The sequence below is a fragment of the Mycoplasmopsis primatum ATCC 25948 genome, from assembly GCF_000702785.1.
In the GTDB taxonomy this organism is placed as follows: Bacteria; Bacillota_I; Bacilli_A; order Mycoplasmatales; family Metamycoplasmataceae; genus Mycoplasmopsis; species Mycoplasmopsis primatum.
In genome coordinates this window covers 1-24,625 of sequence record NZ_JNJV01000007.1, presented here as the reverse complement: position 1 = coordinate 24,625, position 24,625 = coordinate 1, and the positions used below count along the sequence as shown (strand labels likewise).

At 28.3% G+C, this 24,625-nt stretch carries 23 protein-coding genes; 20 read left to right on the top strand and 3 right to left on the bottom strand.

From position 1 onward, the window contains the following. Positions 1-4: 4 nt before the first annotated feature. The 9 genes from T386_RS0101445 (at position 5) to T386_RS0101405 (ending at position 11,296) form a co-directional block, all read left to right on the top strand. Positions 5-1,117, top strand: a complete 1,113-nt coding sequence (locus tag T386_RS0101445) for an ABC transporter ATP-binding protein (RefSeq protein ID WP_029513404.1) — start codon at positions 5-7, stop codon at positions 1,115-1,117. After that, a complete protein-coding gene (locus T386_RS04690) occupies positions 1,104-3,647 on the top strand; it encodes an ATP-binding cassette domain-containing protein (protein ID WP_084274160.1) in 2,544 nt (847 codons plus the stop codon). Before T386_RS0101445 ends, T386_RS04690 begins: the two co-directional genes overlap by 14 nt. Next, positions 3,637-4,626, top strand: a complete 990-nt coding sequence (locus T386_RS0101435; RefSeq protein WP_029513402.1) for an MAG1050 family protein — start codon at positions 3,637-3,639, stop codon at positions 4,624-4,626. Before T386_RS04690 ends, T386_RS0101435 begins: the two co-directional genes overlap by 11 nt. 97 nt (positions 4,627-4,723) lie before the next feature. Continuing rightward, positions 4,724-5,209 carry a DUF3899 domain-containing protein gene (locus T386_RS0101430; protein WP_029513401.1) on the top strand — a complete coding sequence of 162 codons (486 nt, stop codon included), beginning with the start codon at positions 4,724-4,726 and terminating at the stop codon, positions 5,207-5,209. 111 nt (positions 5,210-5,320) lie between these two features. Further along, positions 5,321-6,514, top strand: coding sequence for a DUF2179 domain-containing protein (locus T386_RS0101425; RefSeq protein ID WP_029513400.1), 1,194 nt, complete (start codon positions 5,321-5,323; stop codon positions 6,512-6,514). 91 nt (positions 6,515-6,605) lie between these two features. Next, the gene (locus T386_RS0101420) at positions 6,606-8,516 is read left to right on the top strand and encodes an Mbov_0119 family protein (RefSeq protein ID WP_084274158.1); all 1,911 of its coding nucleotides are present in this window, start codon (positions 6,606-6,608) and stop codon (positions 8,514-8,516) included. A gap of 204 nt (positions 8,517-8,720) precedes the next feature. Then, entirely contained in the window at positions 8,721-9,539 is an 819-nt protein-coding gene (nadE, locus tag T386_RS0101415; protein WP_029513398.1) for an NAD(+) synthase, read from the top strand. A gap of 3 nt (positions 9,540-9,542) precedes the next feature. Continuing rightward, positions 9,543-10,280: a YebC/PmpR family DNA-binding transcriptional regulator gene (locus tag T386_RS0101410; protein WP_029513397.1), complete on the top strand. Its 738-nt coding sequence runs from the start codon at positions 9,543-9,545 to the stop codon at positions 10,278-10,280. Between the two features lie 8 nt (positions 10,281-10,288). Then, positions 10,289-11,296, top strand: coding sequence for a ZIP family metal transporter (locus T386_RS0101405; protein ID WP_029513396.1), 1,008 nt, complete (start codon positions 10,289-10,291; stop codon positions 11,294-11,296). A 40-nt stretch (positions 11,297-11,336) separates the two neighbouring features. Here T386_RS0101405 and T386_RS0101400 read toward each other — a convergent pair whose 3' ends face one another. Beyond that, complete coding sequence (locus T386_RS0101400) at positions 11,337-12,656, bottom strand: C1 family peptidase (protein ID WP_029513395.1); 1,320 nt, start codon at positions 12,654-12,656, stop codon at positions 11,337-11,339. Between the two features lie 231 nt (positions 12,657-12,887). Here T386_RS0101400 and T386_RS0101395 point away from each other — a divergent pair, with 231 nt between their 5' ends. Then, positions 12,888-13,604 (top strand): nitroreductase family protein, encoded by a 717-nt coding sequence (locus T386_RS0101395; RefSeq protein WP_029513394.1) that lies wholly within the window; start codon positions 12,888-12,890, stop codon positions 13,602-13,604. Between the two features lie 35 nt (positions 13,605-13,639). Here T386_RS0101395 and T386_RS0101390 read toward each other — a convergent pair whose 3' ends face one another. After that, the gene (locus T386_RS0101390) at positions 13,640-14,500 is read right to left on the bottom strand and encodes an HAD family hydrolase (RefSeq protein WP_029513393.1); all 861 of its coding nucleotides are present in this window, start codon (positions 14,498-14,500) and stop codon (positions 13,640-13,642) included. 379 nt (positions 14,501-14,879) lie between these two features. On the opposite strand from T386_RS0101390, the gene T386_RS0101385 reads away from it, so the two are divergent. The 8 genes from T386_RS0101385 (at position 14,880) to T386_RS0101350 (ending at position 21,495) form a co-directional block, all read left to right on the top strand. Beyond that, positions 14,880-15,941, top strand: coding sequence for a phospho-furanose lactonase (locus tag T386_RS0101385; protein WP_029513392.1), 1,062 nt, complete (start codon positions 14,880-14,882; stop codon positions 15,939-15,941). A gap of 88 nt (positions 15,942-16,029) precedes the next feature. Beyond that, positions 16,030-17,856 (top strand): PTS ascorbate transporter subunit IIC, encoded by a 1,827-nt coding sequence (locus T386_RS0101380; protein ID WP_029513391.1) that lies wholly within the window; start codon positions 16,030-16,032, stop codon positions 17,854-17,856. A 121-nt stretch (positions 17,857-17,977) separates the two neighbouring features. Beyond that, positions 17,978-18,262, top strand: a complete 285-nt coding sequence (locus T386_RS0101375; RefSeq protein ID WP_029513390.1) for a PTS sugar transporter subunit IIB — start codon at positions 17,978-17,980, stop codon at positions 18,260-18,262. Next, a complete protein-coding gene (locus T386_RS0101370; RefSeq protein ID WP_029513389.1) occupies positions 18,262-18,747 on the top strand; it encodes a PTS sugar transporter subunit IIA in 486 nt (161 codons plus the stop codon). Before T386_RS0101375 ends, T386_RS0101370 begins: the two co-directional genes overlap by 1 nt. 25 nt (positions 18,748-18,772) lie before the next feature. After that, entirely contained in the window at positions 18,773-19,426 is a 654-nt protein-coding gene (locus tag T386_RS0101365) for a 3-keto-L-gulonate-6-phosphate decarboxylase UlaD (RefSeq protein WP_029513388.1), read from the top strand. Beyond that, on the top strand, positions 19,401-20,285 hold the full coding sequence (locus T386_RS0101360; protein WP_029513387.1) for an L-ribulose-5-phosphate 3-epimerase: 885 nt from the start codon (positions 19,401-19,403) through the stop codon (positions 20,283-20,285). The genes T386_RS0101365 and T386_RS0101360 overlap by 26 nt, the downstream gene beginning before the upstream one ends. Position 20,286: 1 nt before the next feature. Beyond that, positions 20,287-21,018 (top strand): L-ribulose-5-phosphate 4-epimerase, encoded by a 732-nt coding sequence (locus T386_RS0101355; protein WP_029513386.1) that lies wholly within the window; start codon positions 20,287-20,289, stop codon positions 21,016-21,018. Between the two features lie 6 nt (positions 21,019-21,024). Beyond that, the gene (locus tag T386_RS0101350) at positions 21,025-21,495 is read left to right on the top strand and encodes an MPN499 family protein (RefSeq protein WP_029513385.1); all 471 of its coding nucleotides are present in this window, start codon (positions 21,025-21,027) and stop codon (positions 21,493-21,495) included. On the opposite strand, the gene T386_RS0101345 is transcribed toward T386_RS0101350, so the two are convergent. Beyond that, positions 21,496-22,362: a MurR/RpiR family transcriptional regulator gene (locus T386_RS0101345; RefSeq protein WP_029513384.1), complete on the bottom strand. Its 867-nt coding sequence runs from the start codon at positions 22,360-22,362 to the stop codon at positions 21,496-21,498. It lies immediately after the preceding gene. A gap of 65 nt (positions 22,363-22,427) precedes the next feature. Here T386_RS0101345 and ptsP point away from each other — a divergent pair, with 65 nt between their 5' ends. Both ptsP and T386_RS0101335 read left to right on the top strand, forming a co-directional pair. Further along, a complete protein-coding gene (ptsP, locus tag T386_RS0101340; protein ID WP_029513383.1) occupies positions 22,428-24,137 on the top strand; it encodes a phosphoenolpyruvate--protein phosphotransferase in 1,710 nt (569 codons plus the stop codon). 266 nt (positions 24,138-24,403) lie between these two features. Further along, positions 24,404-24,625 (top strand): hypothetical protein (locus T386_RS0101335; RefSeq protein WP_029513382.1); only part of this gene is annotated, 222 nt, incomplete at its 3' end.

Here is a 24,625-nt window from a genome sequence, read left to right as displayed (position 1 = left end):
AACTATGGAAAACATTAAAGATAAAGATAATAAGTTAGCTGCTATTAAAGTTGATATATTGCCAAATAATCAATTGCTTAGAGTTAGAAATTTGCAAGTAGACTTTAAAAATGGTAAAAAATCGCTAATAAGAATTGTGCGTGGTGTTGATCTAGATATTCAAAAAGGTCAAATTGTCGGCCTTGTTGGTGAATCAGGCTCTGGTAAGTCAGTGACTTCAAAAGCATTAATTAATGTTAATGAAGGTTCATTACTTTCATGCGATGAATTGATTGTCCACGATGTTGATTTAACTAAAATTAAAAAACCAAGAATGTGAGAAAAAATTAGAGGGCATTATATTGGATATATTCCACAAGACCCTTTAACTTCATTGAATCCAACTAGAAAAATTGGTAAGCAATTATTAGATGCACTAAATTTAAATAATGAGTGAAAAGGCAAACCTTATAAAGCTAAAAAAGACTATTTAGTAGGATTATTAGACCAATTTGGTATTCATAATCCTGAAGAAGTTTTTGACCGTTATCCACATACTTTAAGTGGTGGTATGAAGCAACGTGTTGTTATTACAATGGTGGTTGCTCTTAAGCCTTTATTAATTATTGCTGACGAACCAACAACTGCACTTGACCCCACAGTTCAAGCTTCTGTGCTTGCGCTATTTGAACAAATTAGACAAGAGTACAACATTTCTATCATTTTAATTTCGCACAATATTAGTGTGGTTGCTAAATTTTGTGACTATATTTATGTTATGTATGCTGGCAAAATTGTTGAAAGAGGAACAAGAAAAGACATCTTCACCAATCCTGCTCATCCTTATACTTGAGCTCTTATTTCGGCTATACCTGAAAATGAAGACGAACGGCTATTTTCAATTAAAGGTACTCCACCTGATATGGCTAACTTACCATTAGGAGACTCTTTTGCATATCGTAATGACTATGCGCTTGAACTTGACTATGAAAAAGAACCCCCTTTAATTGAAATTAATAATCATCACAGTGCTGCTACTTGATTATTACACCCAGATGCTCCAAAAATAGAAAGACCTAAATCACTAGAATTAAGATTAAAAAGTTTCAGAAAGGTGTTTAATGATGATAAAGAATAATGACAAAAAAGTTATTTTAGACATCCAAGGTTTAAAAAAATATTTCCTTAATAATGGAAATATTAATAAAGCAGTTGATGACGTTTCTTTTAATCTACATGAAGGTGAAATTGTTGGTCTTATTGGTGAATCGGGTTCAGGTAAAACAACCGTTGGTCGTTCTTTATTAAGACTTTATAATGATTTTAATGGTTTTGTAACGCTTGATGGAAAAATTATTAGTGGAAAGCATTTATCTAAAAAACAAGAAAAATTTCTAAGAAAAAGAATCCAAATGATTTTTCAAGATCCTCATGCTTCACTTAATGGTCAAAAAACTATATACAGTATTTTAAAAGAACCATTAATTGTTAATGGGATCATTAAACAAAAAACTCATGATTTGTTTAGTGACTGAGATGCTATTAAGAAAAATTATCCTTTTTCATTTTTAAAATATGCCAAAGAATTGAAAATCAAAAACCTTAGAGCTATTACAAGTTTAGCTCAGGTTTTCTTTAAAAAATGAACCGACATTTTAACTAATTTTCAGTTTGATTTTGAAAATGAGACCATTGATGAAAACTTTATTTCTTACTTTAATTACTTAGAAGAAAAGCAATCTATGGAAAGCGACATTATTAACTCTATGTATTCAAATACAGATGATTTAATGGCTTTCTATTATGAAAAACAAAAGCTTTATCGTAATAAAGAGTTAACATTTGATGAAATTGATTATGAAAATGCTAAGGATAATTATAAATTAGCAAAAAGTTTATCCAAATATTCACAAAAGCAATATGATGCTATAAATCAAAAAAAAGAAATTGAAAATCAAATCAAGGAACACAAAAGCAATGTTGCAGAACATTTAATTTCTAATAAAAATGCCATTCAAAACTTTCTTTCTGAATATAAAAACGAAATCAGAATATGCAAATATGCGCGTTTAAATACTTATAATGTTGACTTATACTTTTTTAACTATAAAAAAGAGATAACTAACAAAATTAAACATAAATTAATTAAAGAAAATAGTGAAAAAATTAGATACTTATCTATTGAACAAGTTAAGTATTTAGTATCTGAATTAAATAATTACACCAGTAACTTTTATAAAGATCATTTAGAAGAAATTCCTATTAAAAGAAACTTTAAAAAAATTGCTAATGATGTATTAAATACTTACTTTAAATTCGACTTTGCTAAATATATCAAAGCAAGTGAAACCAACAAAAGGAATTTCCAAGAGGAAGAGAAAAAGTTATTAAGCCTTAAGAATAAATGTGAAAAAATTATTAATTCAACCACTGAGAAACCAGAATATAGTGAAAAAGAATTAAATGATGCTAAGGAAGCGCTTGATAAAGCATATAAAATTATGACTGAAGAAAATAATAAATATGCAGATATGATCAAAGCAGATATTAAAGAATTAGATATTGAGATTCTTAACGAATCGTTGCTTTATAAAAAACTTAAAATTCAGCAAACTTATACAAACAATAAATTTGCTGAAATTAATAAAAAGTTTTTTGCTAAATTAAAACAAGATTTAAATAATGCTAAAAAGAATAAAGATAAAGAGCAAATAGAAGAGATATCAAGAAATATTAAGGTTTATCAACAAAAAATATCTAATAAATATTTAACTTTAAAATCATTCGAAATTGAAGTTAAACATTTATTTAAAGATGTTAGAACTATTTATTTCTTACTAGGCATTAAACAATCAAGCAATCCATTATTTAATTTATATAATAAGATCTTTGCTAAGAAAATGATTACTGAACTTATCACTAGATCTATTATTTATAAAGCATTAGAAGATGTTGGGCTTCTTAAACAATTTGCTTATCGTTATCCACATGAGTTCTCGGGTGGGCAACGTCAAAGAATTGTTATAGCCCGTGCTTTAATAACTGAACCAAAAGTCATTATTGCTGATGAACCTATTGCGTCGCTTGATATTTCTATTCAGGCTCAAGTTGTAAATTTATTGAAAGACTTGTGTGAACAAAAAAATATAGGTATGTTATTTATAGCTCATGACTTATCAATGATAGAATATATAGCCGATAGAGTGCAGATTATGCACTTAGGTAAAATAGTTGAATCAGGTAATACAGATGTTGTTTATAAACAACCTATGCATCCATACACAATTAATTTATTTAAGGCTATTCCTAAAATTTCAAATGCTAATGAAAAATTTGAAAATATTAATTTTGAGCTAGACTATTTAAAAGGCCAAAAATATCCAAACATTCCCGAAACTTATTTAGTGGAAGATAATCATTATTTATATGGAACAAAAGATCAAGTTGTTAATTGAGTAAGGCCTTTTAATCTATCAGAGCCTGTTTTAGCTAAGTCAATTTATAATGAAGAAGATAGATTACATAAACCATTTGATGGTAGAGTGATTATTCCTGAGGATATTGAATATACATTATTAATGGAAAAAAATAAAGAATCAGCTGAAATTTCAATTGCTTCTGTTTCATTAGACAAGAATAAAACTAAAGGAAACAAAAATGAAAAATAAAATTTTTAAAACATTAATATCATCAACTTCATTACTTGCACTTAGTCCATTTATTCTTGTCTCATGCTATAAAAATAATAAATTTGACCCTAAGAATTTTCAAGGTGCTGAATTAGACATTAAGGCTGATTTAAAGGCAAATATGTCAAAAATAACACCATCAGAATTTGTTAAAAATGGTTATTTAAAAAGCTTTGTAGTTTTAAAAAATAATAAGCTAACTGACGAATATTTATATGAAATTGAAGATGTTAAACCTGACGATGCTTGGGGTTATGTTTATGTGACATATTCATTAGCTAAAAAAACTGAACCTAAGACAAAAAGTTTTTTAAAATTTAAATATATTGAAGGCTTTAAAAATAAATTTACTGATTCAATAGATAAAATTAAAGAAAATTTATACTTTTCAAAATTAAGCAATGCTAACAAGTCTGATTTTGTTATAACATCAATTTATGATGATGATCTATTAATTAATTATAAAAAAATAGATATGCAGGCATTAAAAGAAGTGGTTATTAAAGATAAAAAAGTCTCATTGGATTTTGGCAAGAATTATGAAGGCATTAAGCAAGGATATGTTTTTGTATCATTAGCATTAAGTTTGTCTAAACATGCAAAAGAATCATCAAAAGACTATTTAATTGAATTAACCCATCCACTCAAATATAAAATAGATGGTTTTGCTGGTCTTAATAATGTTGATTTAAATAAATTTTTAGATATAGATACTTTTAAGGCTGCTGTATCAGATAATAAGGTTGCAAAAGATATTAAAGCAAATCCTGGCTATTATATTCGTTTCAAAAATGCTGATAATATGGAATTAGAAGATATTAAAATTGAATTCAATAATCCAACTGATAAAAAAATTAAAGCTAAATTTAAATTAGCAACTTCTATATTTAACAATAATAATAAACAAAAAGTTGTTTCCGATAATGTGTATGAATATGAATTTAATTGAAATGATTAAAAACTAGAATTATTTCTAGTTTTTTTGTTTGTACTGTTATAGGGCATATGTATAAAGCAAAATCATTTTGAGCCTTTTATTTTATAATACTATCATTATGAATTCAAAAAGAGAATATTTTATTAAATCATTTCATTGAAAAAAATGCATGCACTTTGTCGTTGTTTTTATTATTTGTCTCACATTAACATTATTGTTATTGTTTTTGAAATGAAATAAAGATCCAAAAACATATACTTCCAAAAGAATAGCATCTGACTTTACTTTTATTATAGGTATCACAATATTTTCATACACAGGTTTAGCATATATTATATCAATGGGGTTCGTCTTTTCGTCTTTTAAGAAAAATAAATATCAAAGGGCTGATGATATAACTCAAAAAATTGAACAAGAGAAAAGCAAACCTTTTTCAAAAGAAAGAGATTTAAGAATTAAAATCCTTAATGATGAACTTAAAAGCGAAAAAGAAAAAATGGATAATAAATCCAAGACAAAAAAATATAATTTTGTACTGGTTATTCTCTTAATTATTTCAATTATTTTACTTATTAGTGCACTCTGCCTTAACAGACTGACATAAATTATTCCAAAAGGTCAATTTAAACAAAAAATTAGACAAAAAGCGTCAAAAAAAACATAATTTTTGTCTAATTTTTTTAATTTTATTTTTTATTCATAATATAATAAAAACATGAACGATGAAAAAAAACAAAACGACCAAAAGAGCCCAAGAAAAAAACCAAATTTTGAATCTGCTTATGAAATAAATAGAGTTAAAGTTAGTGAAAAATTATTATATTTTTCATATCTTCATTCCTTAACTAAGTTTTGGCAACAGGTGATTGCCGTACTTATTATTTCATTAATATTTTCGTTTTTTGGTATGCTTTTTATTCAAAATACTGGTCTTTATGGTTTAGGCGTAGATGCAATTAGTCATGGTGGTGCACGGTTTGCAGCCTATCTTGTAATTCATAACGGTGGAACTGAAAGCACAGCGAGAATTGTCTTCAATATACTTTTCTGAGCTATAAACTTTATTATTAATATTCCTATGTTTATTTTTGCAGCTTACAAAATTAATAAGCAATTTGCAATATTAACAATGTTATTTATGTTATTTACTACACTTTTTGGTATTGTTTTTGGTTCAATTCCAACATCTCCAAATTGATTAATTTTGGGCAAAGTTTTAGACAGTGACATAGCTAATAATTCTAATAATATAGTTCAAATAACAACCTGAGCAGTAAATCATTCAGTAAATCAAAATAATCCAGTATCTATTATGTTTTATGGCTTGTTATGAGCTATTGTTCAAGGAGCTTTAGCTGTTGCATTATTAATAGTTAATTCATCTACTGCTGGTTTTGATATTTTTGTTGTTTGATATTCACAAAAGAAATTTAAAAACCTTGGAATTGTTTATATTATTATTCATATTATTAGTTTATTTTTCTCAAATCTTATAGGTACATATATTCCAGCAGGTTTGTCTGAAGGTTATTGAGATATTGAATATTTCTTTAATGCCAGTTTTGCTAGTTCATTCTTACTAATATTAGTTAATGGTGTTGTTGTGGATGTTTTATTCCCTAAATATAAAATGGTTAAAATCGAAATCTATACTTCAAAAGCAAACGAAATATTAGAAAAAATATTTGCTCTTAAAGATAAGAGATTTGCTGTTACAATTGCTAATTTTCAAGGTGGTTACAGCAAGGAGACACAACAAGTATTAATTATTAACACAATGTATATTGAATCAACAGCAGCCTTAAAAATAGTTAATGAAATCGATCCCGATGCTATGATTTGTATGTTTGATATTAATAAAATGAAAGGGCATGTTTATACTTCAAATATGATTAATGGAGACAAATAAACTAAACTTTATAAAATGCCAATTTGGCATTTTTAAATTGCTATATAATAAAATCCTAATTTTATTTAAGTTTTAAATTGAGAGGTTCTAAATGAAATTAAGAAAATTATTTAAATTGATAGTTCCCATTCTATCATTACCTATTATTTCAGTTTCATGTTTTCCATTTTCAGATAATGAGGCAATAAATAAACCAAATACTGATAATACCAACGAAAATCCAACTGTTCCTAATAAACAAGAGGATGACAAAAAGAAAAATAATCAAGGTGTTGATAAACCTAAAATTAATAAAAACGAATATGAAGTCACATATGAAAAAAGTATGGAGCAAATCAATTCCACATTTAAAAATAAGAGAATTCCTGCTGTTAACAGAACCGCAAAATCATATTCAGCAGAGATTAACCAAGCTTGAAATGAATTGATTGATCTTTATGATAATAACTTAACAGATAGCAATCAAATAAAAAACTCTAAATCAATTTTAGGTGTTTTAGAAAACAACCTTACATTATTTAAACATAATAAAATTTATTTAAACCATTTAACTAATTGAATTAATTTACAGGCTGAATCAGCAAATTTCAAACCTAAATTAAACAATAGAAAAGAAATTTTTGATAATCAAAATATGCACTATGCTTACTTATTTCAAAAGTTTTTAGTTAATGAAGACGGCTTTAAAAATTTCATCACTTATTGTTTAGAATATAATCCTTTAACAAACAGGCAAAATTACTCATATATTAGAAACATAATAGACGAAACCAGAGCCTTTTTAGAAATTCAATTTAAAAACAAAGATTTAGCATTTGATCCAGCTAATGAAGGCTATATTTATGATATTAACAATTTAGATTTTATAAAAAATGCCTCAAATGATAATATTAAAAAATTAAGGTTAGAACTTCTAAACGAAGGCGGTATTTATGAGTCTAAAAGCAATAAGGGCAACTTAAACGAATACAATCAAGGTAAACAAGTAATATTTAATGACTATTTTCAAAACAGAAAATATAATTATCAATCCTTCGCTAATGCCTTTCCTTATAATCAAAAAATTTATGGTGATTATTTAAATAAAGATAGAGATATAGTGCCCGCGTGATTAAATTTTAACAACATAGAACTAGTTAGTCAGTGAGGTTATTTTATGTCTCCTGCTAGTTCTGCTGGTTACAATCATAATTACTTATATCAGTTGAAATATTTGAATAACATGTCTAAATTGGAAACCGAACCTTATGCTAATACATTGGTTTATCGCCATAAACATGAAGAATGAAGCAAATTAAAACAATATGTTATTGATACAATTCCATACTTAATTTCATCCAAATTTAATGAAGAGCAAAAATTGAGATCACTTCACAACTTTATTACTATGAGGCTTAAATATGATCATAATGGTGCCGAAAATGAAATAATGACCGGTAAAATAAATCTTGATATGCGTAATCCAGCGGTGTTTTCTAATAACCCTGATTTTGAACAAGAAGTGCTTGGCGTGTGTGAAACCTATGCTCGTATGCTAACGTTATATGCCACCTTTTTAAATCTTAATGTTGCATATTTCACTGGTGATTCATATAGCTATCAATATGTTGAAAAAACAAGAAGTTTTATTAAAAGAAAAGGTGCTGAACCGCATGCATGAAATATTTATAAATCAAAAGAAAACGGAAAATATTATCATTTAGATTTAACTTTTGATGATATGCATGAAAATGAAAAGTACACAACGCCTTTTAACAACCACAAAGTATTACCATTTACATATAGATATTTTATGAAGCCATGGGATGAATTTGCTCTTGCTCATAAAAATATCACTTCTTTATATGAAATGGAATCACAGATTCAGTTTGATCAATATGGGCAAAGTCCATACACTCGCTCTGTAGATAAAAACATATGAGCTGTCTATAAATGATATGAAGCTATTAATAATTTAGATCATTATTTTGAAGTACCAATTAATTTTCACCATTGAAAATAAAAAAACAGGAATTCTGTTTTTTTATTTTTTGCCTATAAAACAAGCCAAAAATAAAAAAGCACGATTACAAATTTTATAGATAGCGAACCATTTCTATATGTAAAAGCACTATTCATAATTTCCAAATATGCCGTTTTTAATAATATAGTAAAATTAGATATATTTTTAAATATTATATTAGTAATATATAAGTAGAAAGTGGATATGATTAAAAGAGTAGGTTTAAGATTTAACAATAGTATTGTTTCGCCGTTCAATTCTCATAAAGTTAAAGTATATGCTGATTATTTAATTGCTTGAATTAGGCAAAAAGTTAAATCAGCCAAATGTAATGGTTGTGTAGTTGGCGTTTCAGGCGGAATAGACAGTGCATTAACTATTGCTTTATGTGCAAAAGCTTTTCCTAATGACACACTCGGAATAGTGATGCCAATTGATAATATGGATCATGAAAAACAAGATATTGATGAACTTGCTCAACTATTAGGATTAAAATTTAAAACAGTTGATCTTGCACCATCATTTAATTCATTAAAAAAAGCAACTTCTGATATAAATAACAATATGGCAATTAGTAATATTAAACCCAGATTACGAATGGCAACACTGTATGCTTATGCTCAACAAAATAAATATTTGGTTGTAGGAACAGATAATGAAGATGAGTATTTTATAGGTTATTTTACTAAATATGGCGATGGTGGTGTTGATATTCTCCCTTTGTCTAATTTATTAAAATCAGAGGTTAGAGAATTAGCCAAATATTTAAAAATTCCTATTAATATCATTAATAAAAAGCCTTCTGCTGGTTTATGAGAAGGACAAAGTGACGAAGATGAATTAGGTTTTACCTACACTGATTTAGATAAATATTTAATGAATGATGTTGATAACATTAATTTACAAAGTGTTGAAAAAATTAAAAAAATGAATAAAGCAAGTTCTCACAAAAGAAACTTACCATCTAGACCATATTCTATCGATGAATATTTCAAAATTAACAGAAAGAAGAAAAGGGGATAAACTATGTCAGGACATTCACATTGAGCAGGCATTAAGCACAAAAAGGGTGCTAACGATGCTGCCAGAGGTAAAATTTTCCAAAAAATGTTTAAAGAAATTTATGTAGCAGCAACAGCTGCTGGTGGTCCAGATCCAAGTACTAATCCAGCATTAAGATTAGCTATTTCAAAAGCAAAAGCTAAAAGTATGCCTAAGGCAAATATAGAAAGAGCATTAGATAAAGCCAAAGGTAATGCAAAAGACGGCGCTACATTTGTTGAAACTTTATATAATGCCACAATTAGCGGTGGAGCCACATTTTTAGTAACCACATTATCAGATAATATTAATCGTACAACCAGTAACATACAAGCCTTATTTAATAGACAAAATGCTAAATTAGGCAAAACCGGTACTGTACCATTTCAATTTGACCACAAAGGTGTTATTGAAATTGATAAAAACTTAGTTGATGAAGAATCTTTAACTATGATTTGCCTTGAAAACGGTGCTGAGGATATTGAATTAAATGATGAATCATTTTTTATTACAACATCTGTGGATAGTTTTATGAAATGCAAAGATGCTATTGAAAAGAATTTAAATGTTACTGAATTTATGCAATGTGAAATTACATACTTGCCTAATACAACCGTGACATTTGAAGGCGAAAAGGCTCAAAAAATTCAAGACTTTATTGCTAAAATCGAAGATGACGATGATGTTCAAGAAGTGTTTCATAATATAGAATTTCAGGAATAAAATAATTAATGAATCAATTTTGAAATTCACTATATTCATCATTAGGCTATAATAGTCAATTAACTGCTTTTGTTATTATATTAATAGTGCTGTCAATAATTGTAATTGTTCCTTTTTTAGTTAATTTAGTTTTTGCTTTTACCAAAGAAAAATTAAACAAAAAAGGCACAGTTTTACTTTATGCCTTTATGTGTGGTTTTTTTATAACTATGGCATTATTTGGCTTTTTGAAAGAGTCGCTTGAAATTAGTTCGGTTAATAACAATGCTATTTATAACGAAAACATTAAAATTTATGGTTGAAATATTTTAGTTGTTGTGGGCGGTTTAGCACTTGGTTTATGTTTTGCTTGGTTGGTTAGATTCCTAATTAGGCTATCAATTAGCAATAAAATATCAAAAGATAAAACTGCTAGATTATTTTTACACTCACATGATATAGCACATGATCACCACAATGATCAAGAGCATGAGCATCAAATAGCGCCAAATCATGATATTCAAAACGCTCATGTAACAGAGAACAAGCCTGGGTATAAAATAGTAGCAATTCTATTGCTTTTATTACACAGAATTCCCGAAGGTTTTTTGATAGGTTTTATTATTAGTGGAATTGAAAATAAAGGTATCACATCAACATCTTTTGCTTTTTTAATATCGCTAATTCTTCATTTGATACCAGAGCAAATTATTTTTTACTACAGACAAAGAGAAATGGGTTGATCAAGAGCAAAAGCCTTAACTATTTCAACACTATGTCTATTACTCTTTTTACCAGCTATGATCATCGGGGCTTATTCTGGCCACCATATATATGGTATTTGACAACTTAGAGCCGTAGTTCAATCATTTATAGGCGGCGTATTTATATTTTTAAGCATTTTAGAATTCTTGCCCGAATTTTATCACGCGCATCATGATAAAAAACTCTTTTTATGAACCATGATTCTTTTCTTTTTAGGAATTGTTATCTGTGCTTTTATATTATCATTTCACAAACATGGGCAAGGTATATAAATATAAATAAAAGACTCAATTGAACGAGTCTTTTATTTTTTTATGCTAACGGATCTCAGGGTTCAAGTTCAATTACTGGTTTATTAAGGCCTTCTAATACTGATGGTGAAATGTATTTGGGATCAACGATTGCAGCAAAACAAAATTCGTCAAATCATTTATCGCTCATTGAAAAATAGCCTTTTTTACCATTTTCATCACCCCACGAATTTTCCACTTCTCATTTAATAGCATTGCCTTCTGAATCTAAATCAACACCAATAAATGTCATTGCGTGATTTGGAGTATTTAAACGGAAATTAACTCTAATTTTTTTAGATGGAATTGTAATTTTAAGAGAGTCTTCAAAGTTATATAAATTTGTATCAAATATGCCAAGTTTTGTATTACTAAAAAATGAAACATCACAGTCAAATCAAACAGGTTCTCCGTCTTTAAGCGATTTAATTACTGCTTTTTTAATTTCTTCAATTGAGGTGTTTAAAGCCACAACGCTTTTTGATTCAATGACTGATTTATAGTATTTTGAAACATATAATCTATTTTTAGGGTAAATATCTCTTGGGTCATGAACAATATTAATTTTGTTTAAGAATTCATTACCAACTGTCTTTTCTAAAAACTCTAATGGTGTAATATTTTCCATCTTGCAAAATTTTTTGTCTTTATCCCTATATTCAAAGTTAAAAGTTTGTGGTGGTAGCCCTAATGCTTTGGCGTTAATATTAAAAACTTTTTCAAGTGCTTCATGTTTAATTTCTCTTAATTCATCAAGACTCATTTTATCTTTTTGTGCATCTTGAATTTTTTGAGCTATATCAACTAACAATATATTAAGAGCCTGATTTAATTCATCAGTGTTTGTTGATGTATGAGTTTCATTCATTGCTGATTGTGGAACAAGTCCATATTTTTTAATTAAACCTTGTGCTCATTCTCAATATCCACCATCAGATACCATCATATCTGTAAAACTGACAAATAATCTATCATTAAATTTTAAATTTGGATGTTGAATAAATAACTCTAAAAATGTGTTAGCTTTTTCAAGCTTATCTCAGAAAAATAAAAAGTTTTCAGATAATTCAAAACTTTCAAGATTTAATGTTTTTAATGCCCTTGCTTTTAACATATTAGTTGCTGAAAAAATTCAGCATCTACCAGAAGATTTTTGATTTTTGATGCCCGCTTTTGGAACTTGCACCGAAAATTCATTGTTATCATGAAATCTGACAACATCATTATCAATAATAGAATTCTTAATTCCATTTTTAGTCATTGTATTTTCAACTAATTTATTATTTTTATTTTTTGTATATTTTTTATATAGAAGTTTTACTTCTTTATCAGTTAAAATCATTTTGCCTCTTTTCTTATAAGGTAATTTTGATTATTATAAATGTATTTTCATTTATTTTTAAAATAAAAATAAATACAAAAAAATGTTTAACAAATTTACTTATTTATCTTTAAAACAGTAGAAAAAGAATAATTTATTCAATTTAAAATTAACACTTTTTTATTGCTTCTACTAATGCTTATTATAATACTTATATAATATAAATTAATAAATTAAAAATAAGGAGAAACTATGGATTTTATAGAACAAGTCAAAACAAGAATTTCAACTAGAAATTTTATAAAAAATAAAAAAATGGAAGAAAAGCATTTCAATGATATTCTAACGACAATTGATAGAGCACCAGTAAGCAATAATTATTTTATGTCATCGGCTATTGTAATTAATGATGTACAACTTTTACATAAAATAGGCACTATTTTGAATCAAAAACAAGTCGCTGAGTCATCAATTTTTATATTATTTTTAGCTGATAACAATAGAATAAATGAAGTTTATAAACTCAATAATACAAAACACGAATTTAACAGCCTGAATTCAATATTAACAGGAGCGGGAGATGCTTTTATTCAGGCCACAATGGCTCAAGATGCTGCTATTAATAATGGATTAGGAACTTGTTTTATTGGTGGAGTAAGAGCATTTATTCCAGAATTAAAAGAAATATTAAATATTGATGGTGATGCCTTTCCTTGCATTGGTTTAGCTATTGGATATTTTGACAAAAAAATTTATGAGCCTAAACCAAAATTGAATAGAATATTCATGAATAGTTATGATATCAATAAATTAAAAAATGATATTAAGCCATATAATACTGTTTTAAAGGCGTTTTTTACAAATCAAAATATTGAATTTGATTATATTAATAGCTCATTTAGCAGTTTAAATAAAGCCAAAAAAGATGTTGATTTAGACCTCATTGAATCGTGAAGACTTAAGAAATAATAAAAAACAGCTTCGAGCTGTTTTTAATATGTTTACTATTTAGTGTATGTATTGAAGAACTCCGCTATACCATTATCATCTGATGATCCAACAACAAAATCAGCAGCTTTTTCAGTTTCAATTGAATGAGATTTTAAAGCACATGAATATGCGACTTTACTAAAAGCAGGAATATCATTAGCAGCATCGCCTAACATTATTGAATTTTGAGAAATATCTTCGTTATTTAAATAATTCGTTTTAAATCATTCGATAGCAGTACCTTTGTCACAACCAATAGGCATGATATCTAAACAACCCTTTTGTGAAGTGATAGCATAAATATCATTTGAAATGTTTAAAACTTTTTGTTTTAATTCATTTAATTCATCATCAGTTAAACCATCAACCAACAATAAAAATTTAATTACAGGGTCAGTCAATTTAAAATCCGATGGTGGATTATTGTACTCGGTATAGTCAGCACTTAGTTCATTTAATGGATAAACATTAGGATAAATTACTCTTTCAAATCACTCTTGTTTAAATTTTTGAACACCAATCATTTTTTTATCAAAGTACATATAGAAATTAATGTTATATTGCAATATTATGTCTAATATTTTTTGACTAATCTCCATAGACATATGTTTTGAATATAAAACTTTTTTGTTTTTTCAATCATAAATTAGTGCTCCGTTAAGCCCCAAAATTGGAGTATTTAAACCAAGTTGTTGATGAAATCTTTGGCATAAATATCATGAACGCCCAGTATTAAATATAACTTGATGAGTTTTTGATAGTTCTTTAATTTTATTTTCGGTTTCTAAACCGATTTTTTTAGATTTATTTAAAACTGTACCATCAAGATCTAAAAATATATATTTAATTTTATCTAGCTCAATTTTTTTATTCATTAGTGCCTCCTACATTTTATTTGTTTATCAATTATATAGAAAATAAATGGCTCCTCTTTTGTAAAAAATATTTATGATAATTTTTTGCTAAAAAAAAGTTTTTCTGTCAAATATTTTTTATAAAAATAACTTTTATGAAAAATTTCCACATTTTTTTATTTTTAATTTTTGAAAAAATGAAAATAATTTTCAAAGCAATTATGCCTAAATATAATGATATTAAGTAAAAATTTATGAATTCATAAAATATTTAATTTATTTTAGTTGGAAGTTTTTTCCAATTTTAAAATTTTTATTATATTAATTTAAATAAAATTATAAGCATAATGGTAATTCATTTTTCACCATTATGAATATTTTAAATTTTCAGAGGAGAAATATGGCAAAAGAAAAATTTGTCAGGACAGTTTTAGGTGACGTTCCTGCTAGTTCTATTGGAATTACAGATTGTCACGATCACTTAATTAAAAATGGTGGTCCTGAAATGCATGAACACATCGATTTCTTAATGATTGATGTTGAAGCGGCGAAAAAGGAAGTACAAGAATATATTGATCACGGTGGCAAGACTATCGTTACTATGGATCCACCTAATGTTGGTAGAGATGTTTACAGAATGTTAGATATCGCAAACGCCTTCAAAGGTAAAGCAAATATTATTATGTCAACAGGTTTTCATAAAGCAGCTTTTTATGACAAATATAGTTCATGATTAGCATGTGTACCAACTGATGATATAGTTAAAATGATGGTTGCTGAAGTTGAAGAAGGAATGGATGAATATAACTACAATGGTCCAGTTGTAAAACGTTCAAAAGCTAAGGCTGGTATTATTAAAGCTGGTACAGGTTATGCAGCTATTGATAGATTAGAATTAAAAGCACTTGAAGTTGCTGCTAGAACAAGTATTACAACAGGTTGTCCAATTCTTGTGCATACACAATTAGGTACAATGGCACTTGAAGTAGCTCAACACTTAATTGGTTTTGGCGCAAACCCAAGAAAAATTCAACTTTCACACTTAAATAAAAACCCTGATAGATATTATTATGAAAAAATCATTAAAGAAACAGGTGTAACAATTTGTTTCGATGGTCCAGATCGTGTTAAATACTACCCAGATTCAACATTAGCAGATCACATTAAATATCTAGTTGATAAAGGCCTTCAAAAACACATTACATTAAGTTTAGATGCTGGTAGAATTCTTTACCAAAAGAATTACGGTCTAACTAAGGGTAAAGAAACATTTGGCTTCTCATACTTGTTTGAAAGATTTATACCTTTATTAAAACAAGTCGGAGTTTCACAAGAAGCTATTGATGATATATTAATCAATAACCCACGTGAAATTTTAGCTTTTGATGAACCAAGAAAATATGACGCATCAAAAGTTTCAAAAGAAGTTCAACAACTTAAAAAAGACCTTAAATTAATTTAATTTAAGGCATTACAATTCTATTTTATAGGGCATTAATAAGCCTATAAGTCTATAAAATAGTCTAAAACATAAAAATAAGGAAATTAAAATGTCGGAAACACAAACAAAAAACAAGAAACCGTTTAATTGGATAGTTTTAGTTGGTGTTCTTATTGCAGTTCTAGTTATTGTAGCTATCTACATTGGAGCTGTATGATATAAAGGATGAGACTGAAAAAATGGGTCTTTATTCTTCATTAAGAATATTCTTCTTAACAACTTTTTAGGTGTTAACTCAATTCTAATCGGTTTATTAGTTTTTATAGGTTACCTCGTGCTTGGAAGAGGATTTTCAGGAACAATTATTGGAACCTTAAAAGCTATGATTGGAGTTTTATTACTTCAAATAGGATCAGGTGCTGTTATTGGTTTAGCTAAACCAATATTCATATCACTTTCTAAATATGCTGGTGGCTCATCAATTATCCCACTTGACACATATTTAGGCCAAGTTTCAGCAGAATCATTTCTAGACTCTGTTGGTAATGGTTATGCATCATGGTTATCATATGCTCTAATCATTGGATTAGCTATTAATATTATTCTAATAGCTCTTAAAAAATGAACAAATGTACACTCATTAATGATTACTGGACACGTTATGTTCCAACAAGCCGCAGCTACTGTTCCAATTGTGCTTGTATTAATGTTTAGTACAGGTTATGGAATGACAGATTCAACAGGTGCATTAACTATTGGTGCCCAAATTGGAACAATTGTCTTTTCAGGTGTTCTTTTAGGAACATACTGAGGTGTAGCATCAACTTCAACTATTAAAGGTGCAGATGTTGTTACACAAGGTGCTGGTTTTGCAGTTGGTCACCAACAAATGTGAGGTGCTGCAATTGCCTACAAAATCGGTAAATATTTTGGTAAAGCTGATGATTCATCAGAAAATAGAAAAATGCCAAAAGGTCTTAAAGTATTTGAAGATAACATCTTTACTCAATCAATGTTAATCTTACTTGTATTTATTGTATTGATTTTAATTATTCAATTTGCACCAGGCTATGATAGTTTAAGATTCGGTGATTCAAACGGTTTTGTTAATGGTGCATTATATGGCGCATGAAAAGTAGGTGGTGGTTCTGTATATTGACCAATCAACCTTATTTTAGGTTCATTCCAAATTGTTGCTGCTATTATTGCACTTCAAACAGGCGTTAGAATGTTTGTTTCAGAACTTCAACAAGCCTTTCAAGGTATTAGTGAAAAATTAATCCCTGGCGCAGTAGTTGCTGTCGATGTTGCTGCTACATATGGTTTTTCACCTAACTCTGTTACATTTGGTTTTGTTGCAGGTACAATAGCACAATTTATTGGTGTAGGTCTTGTAATTGGTCTTTCAATTGGTCTTACAAAACTTCAAAGTAGCTTCCATATACCAATTGTTATTCCATTGTTTATAACATTATTCTTTAACTCAGGTTCAATTGGTGTATTTGCTAATGCTTCTGGTGGTTTTAGAGCAACTATCATTATTCCAGTAATATTCGGTTTCCTTGAAATTGTTGTTATTGCACTAGGATTAGGTATGGTTAATAGTTTTGGTATGAATGAATTCCACAAAACAGTAATGCTTCATGGCGATGTAAAACACAAAGATTACTTTGATACATTCCCATACTTAAATGGTTATAATGGTATGTTTGACTGAACATTTGTATGAGGTCTTGTAATGGTTATTGGTGGTGGTCACCCATACGCTGCTTACATTGTATTACCACTATATATTGTAGGTATGCTATTCTTAGCACAACTAATTGATTCAGCAAGACAATACAAACCAACTGGTTTACAAAAATTACTTAAAATTAAACCTAAATTATTAGAACAAAAAGAAGAACAAGCTGAACCAGTTGTTCAAAATGCTTAATTAATTTATTAATTATTTAATCAATCTACTAACTAAATAAAGGAAGCAATTCCTTTATTACTTATTTAATAAAGAATTTTTTAATGGTTTTTTGTTAAAAACCCTATAAAAAGGAGAAAAAATGAAAGTTTTATGTTTATGTGGTTCTGGTATGGGTACCAGCATGATTATTAAATTAAAAACACAACAAGCTATGCGCGAGCTTAATATCCAAGGCTCAGTTGAAGCTCTTGGACTAGGTATGGGCAAGTCTGTAGTTAATAATTATGATGTTGTTTTATGTACAGCTAACTTTGTTTCGGAAGTTCAAAATAGCAAAGCATTAGTTTATGGTCTTAAAAATGTAATGGACATTAATGAAATAAAAGCTGCTTTTAAAGATGCTACTGAAAAAGGAATTAAATAATGTCTGATAAGCTTAATTTATTAGACAATCTGATAGCTAATGATTCAATTATTGTTGGTTATGAAGCCAAAGATTGAAAAGATGCTATTTATAAATCATGTGAACCACTTGTAAATAAAAAAGTAATTAACTATGGTTATTATGATGCAATTCTTAAATCAACGGAAGCCCACGGACCATATTATATTTTAGTTGAAGGAATTGCTATGCCACATGCTTCAGCTACTGAAGATTGTGTATTTTCAAATGGTTTTAGCTTGCTAACTCTTAAAAAACCTCTTAAATTTGCCAATGATCCTCGTGAGGTAAAAATTGTTATGACACTAGCAGCTAAAGATGGGGAAACTCATACAGCTGTTGCTATTCCACAAATCATTGCTGTGTTTGAAGATACAGCAAATATTGAAAAAATTGCTAAAGCTAAATCTAAAGAAGAAATTATTAGCATTATCAAAAGTGTAGATTACACTAAATATATGAATTAATAAATAATTATTATAGGAGAATTATATGAAACCAATGCTTCAAATAGCACTTGATAATTTAACAATTGAAGATGCAATTGCTAGTGCGAAAAAAGTTGAAAAGTATATTGATATCATTGAAGTAGGTACAATTTTAATTTCATCAGAAGGTAAAAAAGCTATTAAAGCGCTAAGAGATGCTTTTCCAACCAAAATTATTGTTGCTGATGGTAAAATTGCTGATGCCGGAAAAGTATTTGGAAAAATGTTCTTTGAAAATGGTGCCGACTATACAACATGTATTTGTGCCGCTGAAGTACCTACAATTGTTGAAACTATGAATATAGCAAAAGAATATGGAAAAGATAAAGAAGTTCAAATTGAACTAACTTCTAACTTTACATGAGACCAAGTTGATGCATGAGCTGCTGCTAAGGTGCCACAAGTAGTTTGACACCGTTCAAGAGACAGCCAAGCAAGTGGTGTTAAGTGAGGTCAAAAAGATATTGACGCTGTTGATAAATTAGCTAAAAAAGGTTTTAAAGTAACAATTACTGGTGGCGTAGCATTAGAAGATATTAAGTTGTTCAAAAACATTCCAATTTATATTTTTATAGCAGGTCGTTCATTGCGTGATGCTGAAAATCCAGAATTAGCAGCAAAGGCTTTTAAAGATGAATTTGCAAAATACTGAAAATAAAAATAGATTAGTCGGCATCTATGAAAAGGCTATAAATAATAAATTTACACTTGAAGAAAAAATTAAAATAGCAAAAGAAGCTGGCTATGACTTCATGGAATTTTCTGTTGATGAAACAGATGCTAAATTAGCAAGATTAGACTGAAATGATGAAGAAATAGCTAATGTTCAAAAATTACTAGTTAAGCATCAATTTAATTTCAACTCAATGACACTAAGCGGTCATAGAAAATATCCATTTGGTTCAAAAGATCCACAAATTCGCCAAAGGGCTATGGATATTATGCTTAAAGCAATTATTCTTGCTAAAAAACTTGGTATTAGGACTGTTCAATTAGCTGGTTATGATGTTTATTATGAACAAGGCGATGATACTACCAGAAAATATTTTATTGAAGGAATTAAAGAAGCGGCAAGAATTGCCTCAAAGTATTCTGTTTGCTTAGCTTTTGAAATTATGGACACTAGATTTATGGGCACTAATTCGCGTGCTCTAACATATATTAATATGATTGATAGTCCATATTTACAAATCTATCCTGATCTAGGCAATATTTACCAATGAGCCAATAAAACAGATTTATTTAACGAATTTGAACTTGCTAAAAATCATCTTGTAGCATTTCACTTCAAAGATACTGTTCCTGGCAAATTCCGTGATACGCCATTTGGAAGCGGTACTGTTGATTTTCCATATATGCTTAATATTCTCAAAAAATTAAGATTAAATCAACCAATAATGATAGAGATGTGATCATTAAATGATGCAAAAGAAAACAAGACACAAGCAATTAAATATATTAAAGATGCACTTGATTTTTATAATGAACAATGAGCAAAAGTAGGCGGCGACAATTAATATGAAACAAATAGACAAAAAATACGATGCTGAAATCAAAAAACTAAAACAAGAAGTTTATGAAGCTAACATGTTATTAGTGAAATACAATCTTGTTATTCATACTTGAGGTAATGTATCAGGTATTACCAATGATAGAAAATATATGGTCATCAAACCTAGTGGTGTTGATTATGAAACACTTAGCGCTGATGATATGGTAATAACCGATATGGATAATAATGTTTATGATTCAAAATATAGACCATCAAGTGATACGCCAACTCACACACTTTTATATAAAAATCATCCTGAAATTAAAGGGATTGTTCACACTCACAGCACTAATGCTGTAGCATTTGCGCAAGCAGGCAAAGATATTCCTTGTTTTGGAACAACACACGCCGATAATTTTTATGGACCAGTTCCATGTGCTCGTGCTCTAAGTCCAGAAGAAATTAATGGCGAGTATGAACATAACACTGGCTTAGTGATTATTGAAACATTTAACAAAAGGAAATTAGATTGAAAAGCAACAAGTGCAACCTTAGTTAAAGAACATGGCCCATTTGTTTGATCATTCAAGTCACCTAAGGACGCTGTTAATTTAGCATTAACTCTTGAAGAAGTTGCTAAAATGGCAATTAAAACATTAATTATCAGTAATAATGATGCTCCAGTAGCTCAAAAAGCATTAGTTGAAAAACATTATAATCGTAAGCATGGAAAAAATGCTTATTATGGTCAAAAATAGTCATAAATGGAAAAAATTAAATCATATAGAGTTAATTATGTAAATGGCGCATACTGATATCAACCATCACTTTGAACATTTTCTAAAAGAGAATGAGCTGCCAGACCTTTTAAAAGTATTGAGGACTTAATAAGCAAATTAGAATTAAATAGATATCCCGGCGGAATTATTGATATTAATAAAGATCCTAGATTTGTAACTTTTAATAATATACAGCAAGTTTTAAAAACAGGGATTTCAATTAATCCAAGCGCAATTAAAGAAAAAGATAATTTATTTACTTTTGAAATTGCTCCCAAGATTCAAGTAATTTTAAATGATAAGTCGCTTAAATCACTTCGCACCGGAAAATTGTTTTGCATTCCACTTTCAACCTTTCAAGTTGAATTAGAAAAAAATGAACTTTGCGATGACGAAGTTTTACAATTTTTATACGTTAAAAATAATTTTGAAATTTCTAAAATTAAAATTAGTTAATTACTTTTCACTATGAATTTTGTCAATGTTTGCTCACTCATCAATTAATTTTGAGCTTTTTTGTAGCTTGGCATAATTATCTTTATAATCATTAATTAGTGTTTCAAAAAGCATATTTGCAATTAGCATTTGCGAAACTTTTGAGCTAACTGGCACTAACAGTGATGCATTATGAATCTTTTGATATTGAATTAAAACATCAACGTTTGCTATTGTTTTTTCATTATGTTTTGATGTAATTGCGATAACTTTTGTACCACGTTTTTTAGCATTTGATATAACAAAATTTGATTCAGAAGAAATTAAATTATTTGAAAAAACAATTAAAACATCCCTATTGCTCACATTAGCTAAAGCTGGAAAAAATATATGAAAGTCAGAATTATAAACCACTGGCTTTCCTAGTTTAATTAAGTTAGCAACAAGATCTATGCTAATTCTTTGACTAGAGCCAGAACCATAAACTAAAACATTAGTTGCACTGTTAATTATTCTAGCAGCCTCAGAACACTTTTTAATAACTTCATTGTTGTTTAAACTATCAATAGCATACTTATATGATGAATGGATGACTGTAAAAGGATTTGGAATATCTTGATTATCATATTCAATTGGATACAACAGTGAAAAATTAGATAATTTAGCATTTATTGATGCTATAAAGCTACGATAATCTTTCAAACCATATTTACGGATAAATCTACTAATAGATGCTTCTGATGAATTAGATGCTTTTGCTAACTCTGCTTGTGTTAAGTAAAATTCATTTAGTTCATACATATTTATAAAATCTAAAATATTTTTTTCACTTTTAGTTAAGTAAATGTTTTCAGCTAATATTGGACGCTTAATATTATTATTTTTCATAAATTAATTATAAACATAAAATAAATTTGTATGATAAAGACAAATCTATATATAGGAGAGTACATATGCAAATAAAAGGAATTGGAGCCTCAAAAGGAATAGCAATTGCTAAGGTTTTTAAAATTGAAGAATTACCAATTGAAATTCCTTCTAAATCAAAAGGAGCAGAGTTAGAAATTAAACTTTTTGATGACGCTATTGCTAAAATTTCAGCTGATATCAATAAAACTATTGAAATTGCGAAAACACAAGAGCAAAAAGAGATTTTTGGTGCTCATTTACAATTAGTACAAGACCCAGTAGCAGCTGATGATATTAAAAAAGCCATTAAAGATCAAAATCAATCAGCTATATTTGCTACAAATGAATATTTTAATAACATGAGTGCAATTTTTGACCAAATGGATGATGCTTATATGAAGGAAAGAGCATCAGATATTAGAGATATTCTCAAAAAATTTCTATACTTTTTCAATGGAATTCAAGAACCTGATTTAACTGCTATTAAAGACGAAGTTATAGTAGTGGCTAAGGACTTAGCTCCATCTCAAACAGTCCAACTTGATAAAAAATATATTAAAGGTTTTGCTACAAATATTGGTGGAACAACTTCACACACTGCTATCATGGCTAGAAGTATGAACATTCCTAGTGTAGTTGGTACTAATAATGTACTTGAAAGTTGCAAAAATGGAGACATTATTGCACTTGATGGCTCAACTGGAATATTAGTGATTAATCCAAATAAAGAAGAATTGAATAAATATCAAAAATTGCTTGATGAATACAATGTATATCAAAACATGATTCAATCATACAAAGGAAAACCAACTATTACAATTGATAATCATCATGTTGAATTAGCAGCTAATATAGGTAGCGTTGCAGATGTTAAAAATGCTATCGAAAATGATGCTGAGGCTGTAGGTTTGTTTAGAACAGAATTTTTATATATGGATAACGATCATTGACCAACCGAAGATGAACAATTCGAATCATATAAAGCAGTAGCACAAGCTATGAATGGTAAAAGAGTTGTTATAAGAACGCTTGATATTGGTGGCGACAAAACTTTAAAATATTATAATTTTCCACCAGAAATGAATCCTTTTTTAGGTTATCGTGCGATTCGTTTATGTCTTGACCCACAACATAAAGATATTTTTAAAACACAATTAAGAGCTATTATTAGAGCTAGTGAATTTGGAAAAGTTGCTATTATGTTCCCTATGATTACTAATATACCTGAGTTTTTAGCGGCTAAAGATATTTATTTAGAAGTTTATAAAGAAGTGTCTAAAGTAAATAAAAAAATTGCTAAGGTAAATGAAATTGAAGTTGGCTTAATGATGGAAACACCTGCTGCAGCCATCTTATCAGATCAATTTTGTAAATATGCAGATTTCGTATCGATTGGAACAAATGATTTAATTCAATATTCAATGGCTGCTGATAGAATGAATGAATCAATTTCATATCTTTATCAACCTTTAAACCCTTCAATTTTAAGACTTATAAAATCTATTATTGATGGAGCACACAAGCACGGAAAATGAGCTGGAATGTGTGGAGAAATGGCTGGAGCACCAGAAGCTGCACCGTTATTGCTAGGCTTAGGTTTAGATGAATTTTCAGTAGGTGCTGGTAGTATTTTAAAAACTAGAAAATTAATTAATTCATTGTCTAAAAAAGAACTTGAAAAAGTTGCACTAAAAGTAATAAACTGTGACTCTGAACAAGAAGTTAAAAAAATAGTTGCTAAATACTTAAAATAATTTTTTAAAAAAAATAAGGAAGCCTTATTTTTTTTATTTTGCTATAAAACAATTAAATAAGAAAAATACACGCATCCGAAAAAATAAAAAACTTCCTAAGAAGTTTAATTAACAAATATAAATGTGAATGTAAGCGCCCTGAGTTTCCCAGTTAGCACTCAAAAATCAATCATAAATTGAGGTCTTATATACTTTGTATATAAGATTTTTTTATAAAAAATAAAATATTACAATGATTACAATGATAAATATGGTATAATATTGTCATGAAAAAGACGGGATATATTATTTTAAAAATAAAAAGAAAAGACTTTACATATGTTTGCGCCGGAATATCAAACGGTTTTAATAAAGGCACTGGCAATCAAATAGGATTGGGTAAGTTAGAAGATTTGGAAAGAAAAAATGAAAATGCTATTGATATATTAAAGAAAGTGGCGAGAGAAATCGATATTAATCAACCAAAAGAAAAAGTCAAGCAAGAACTT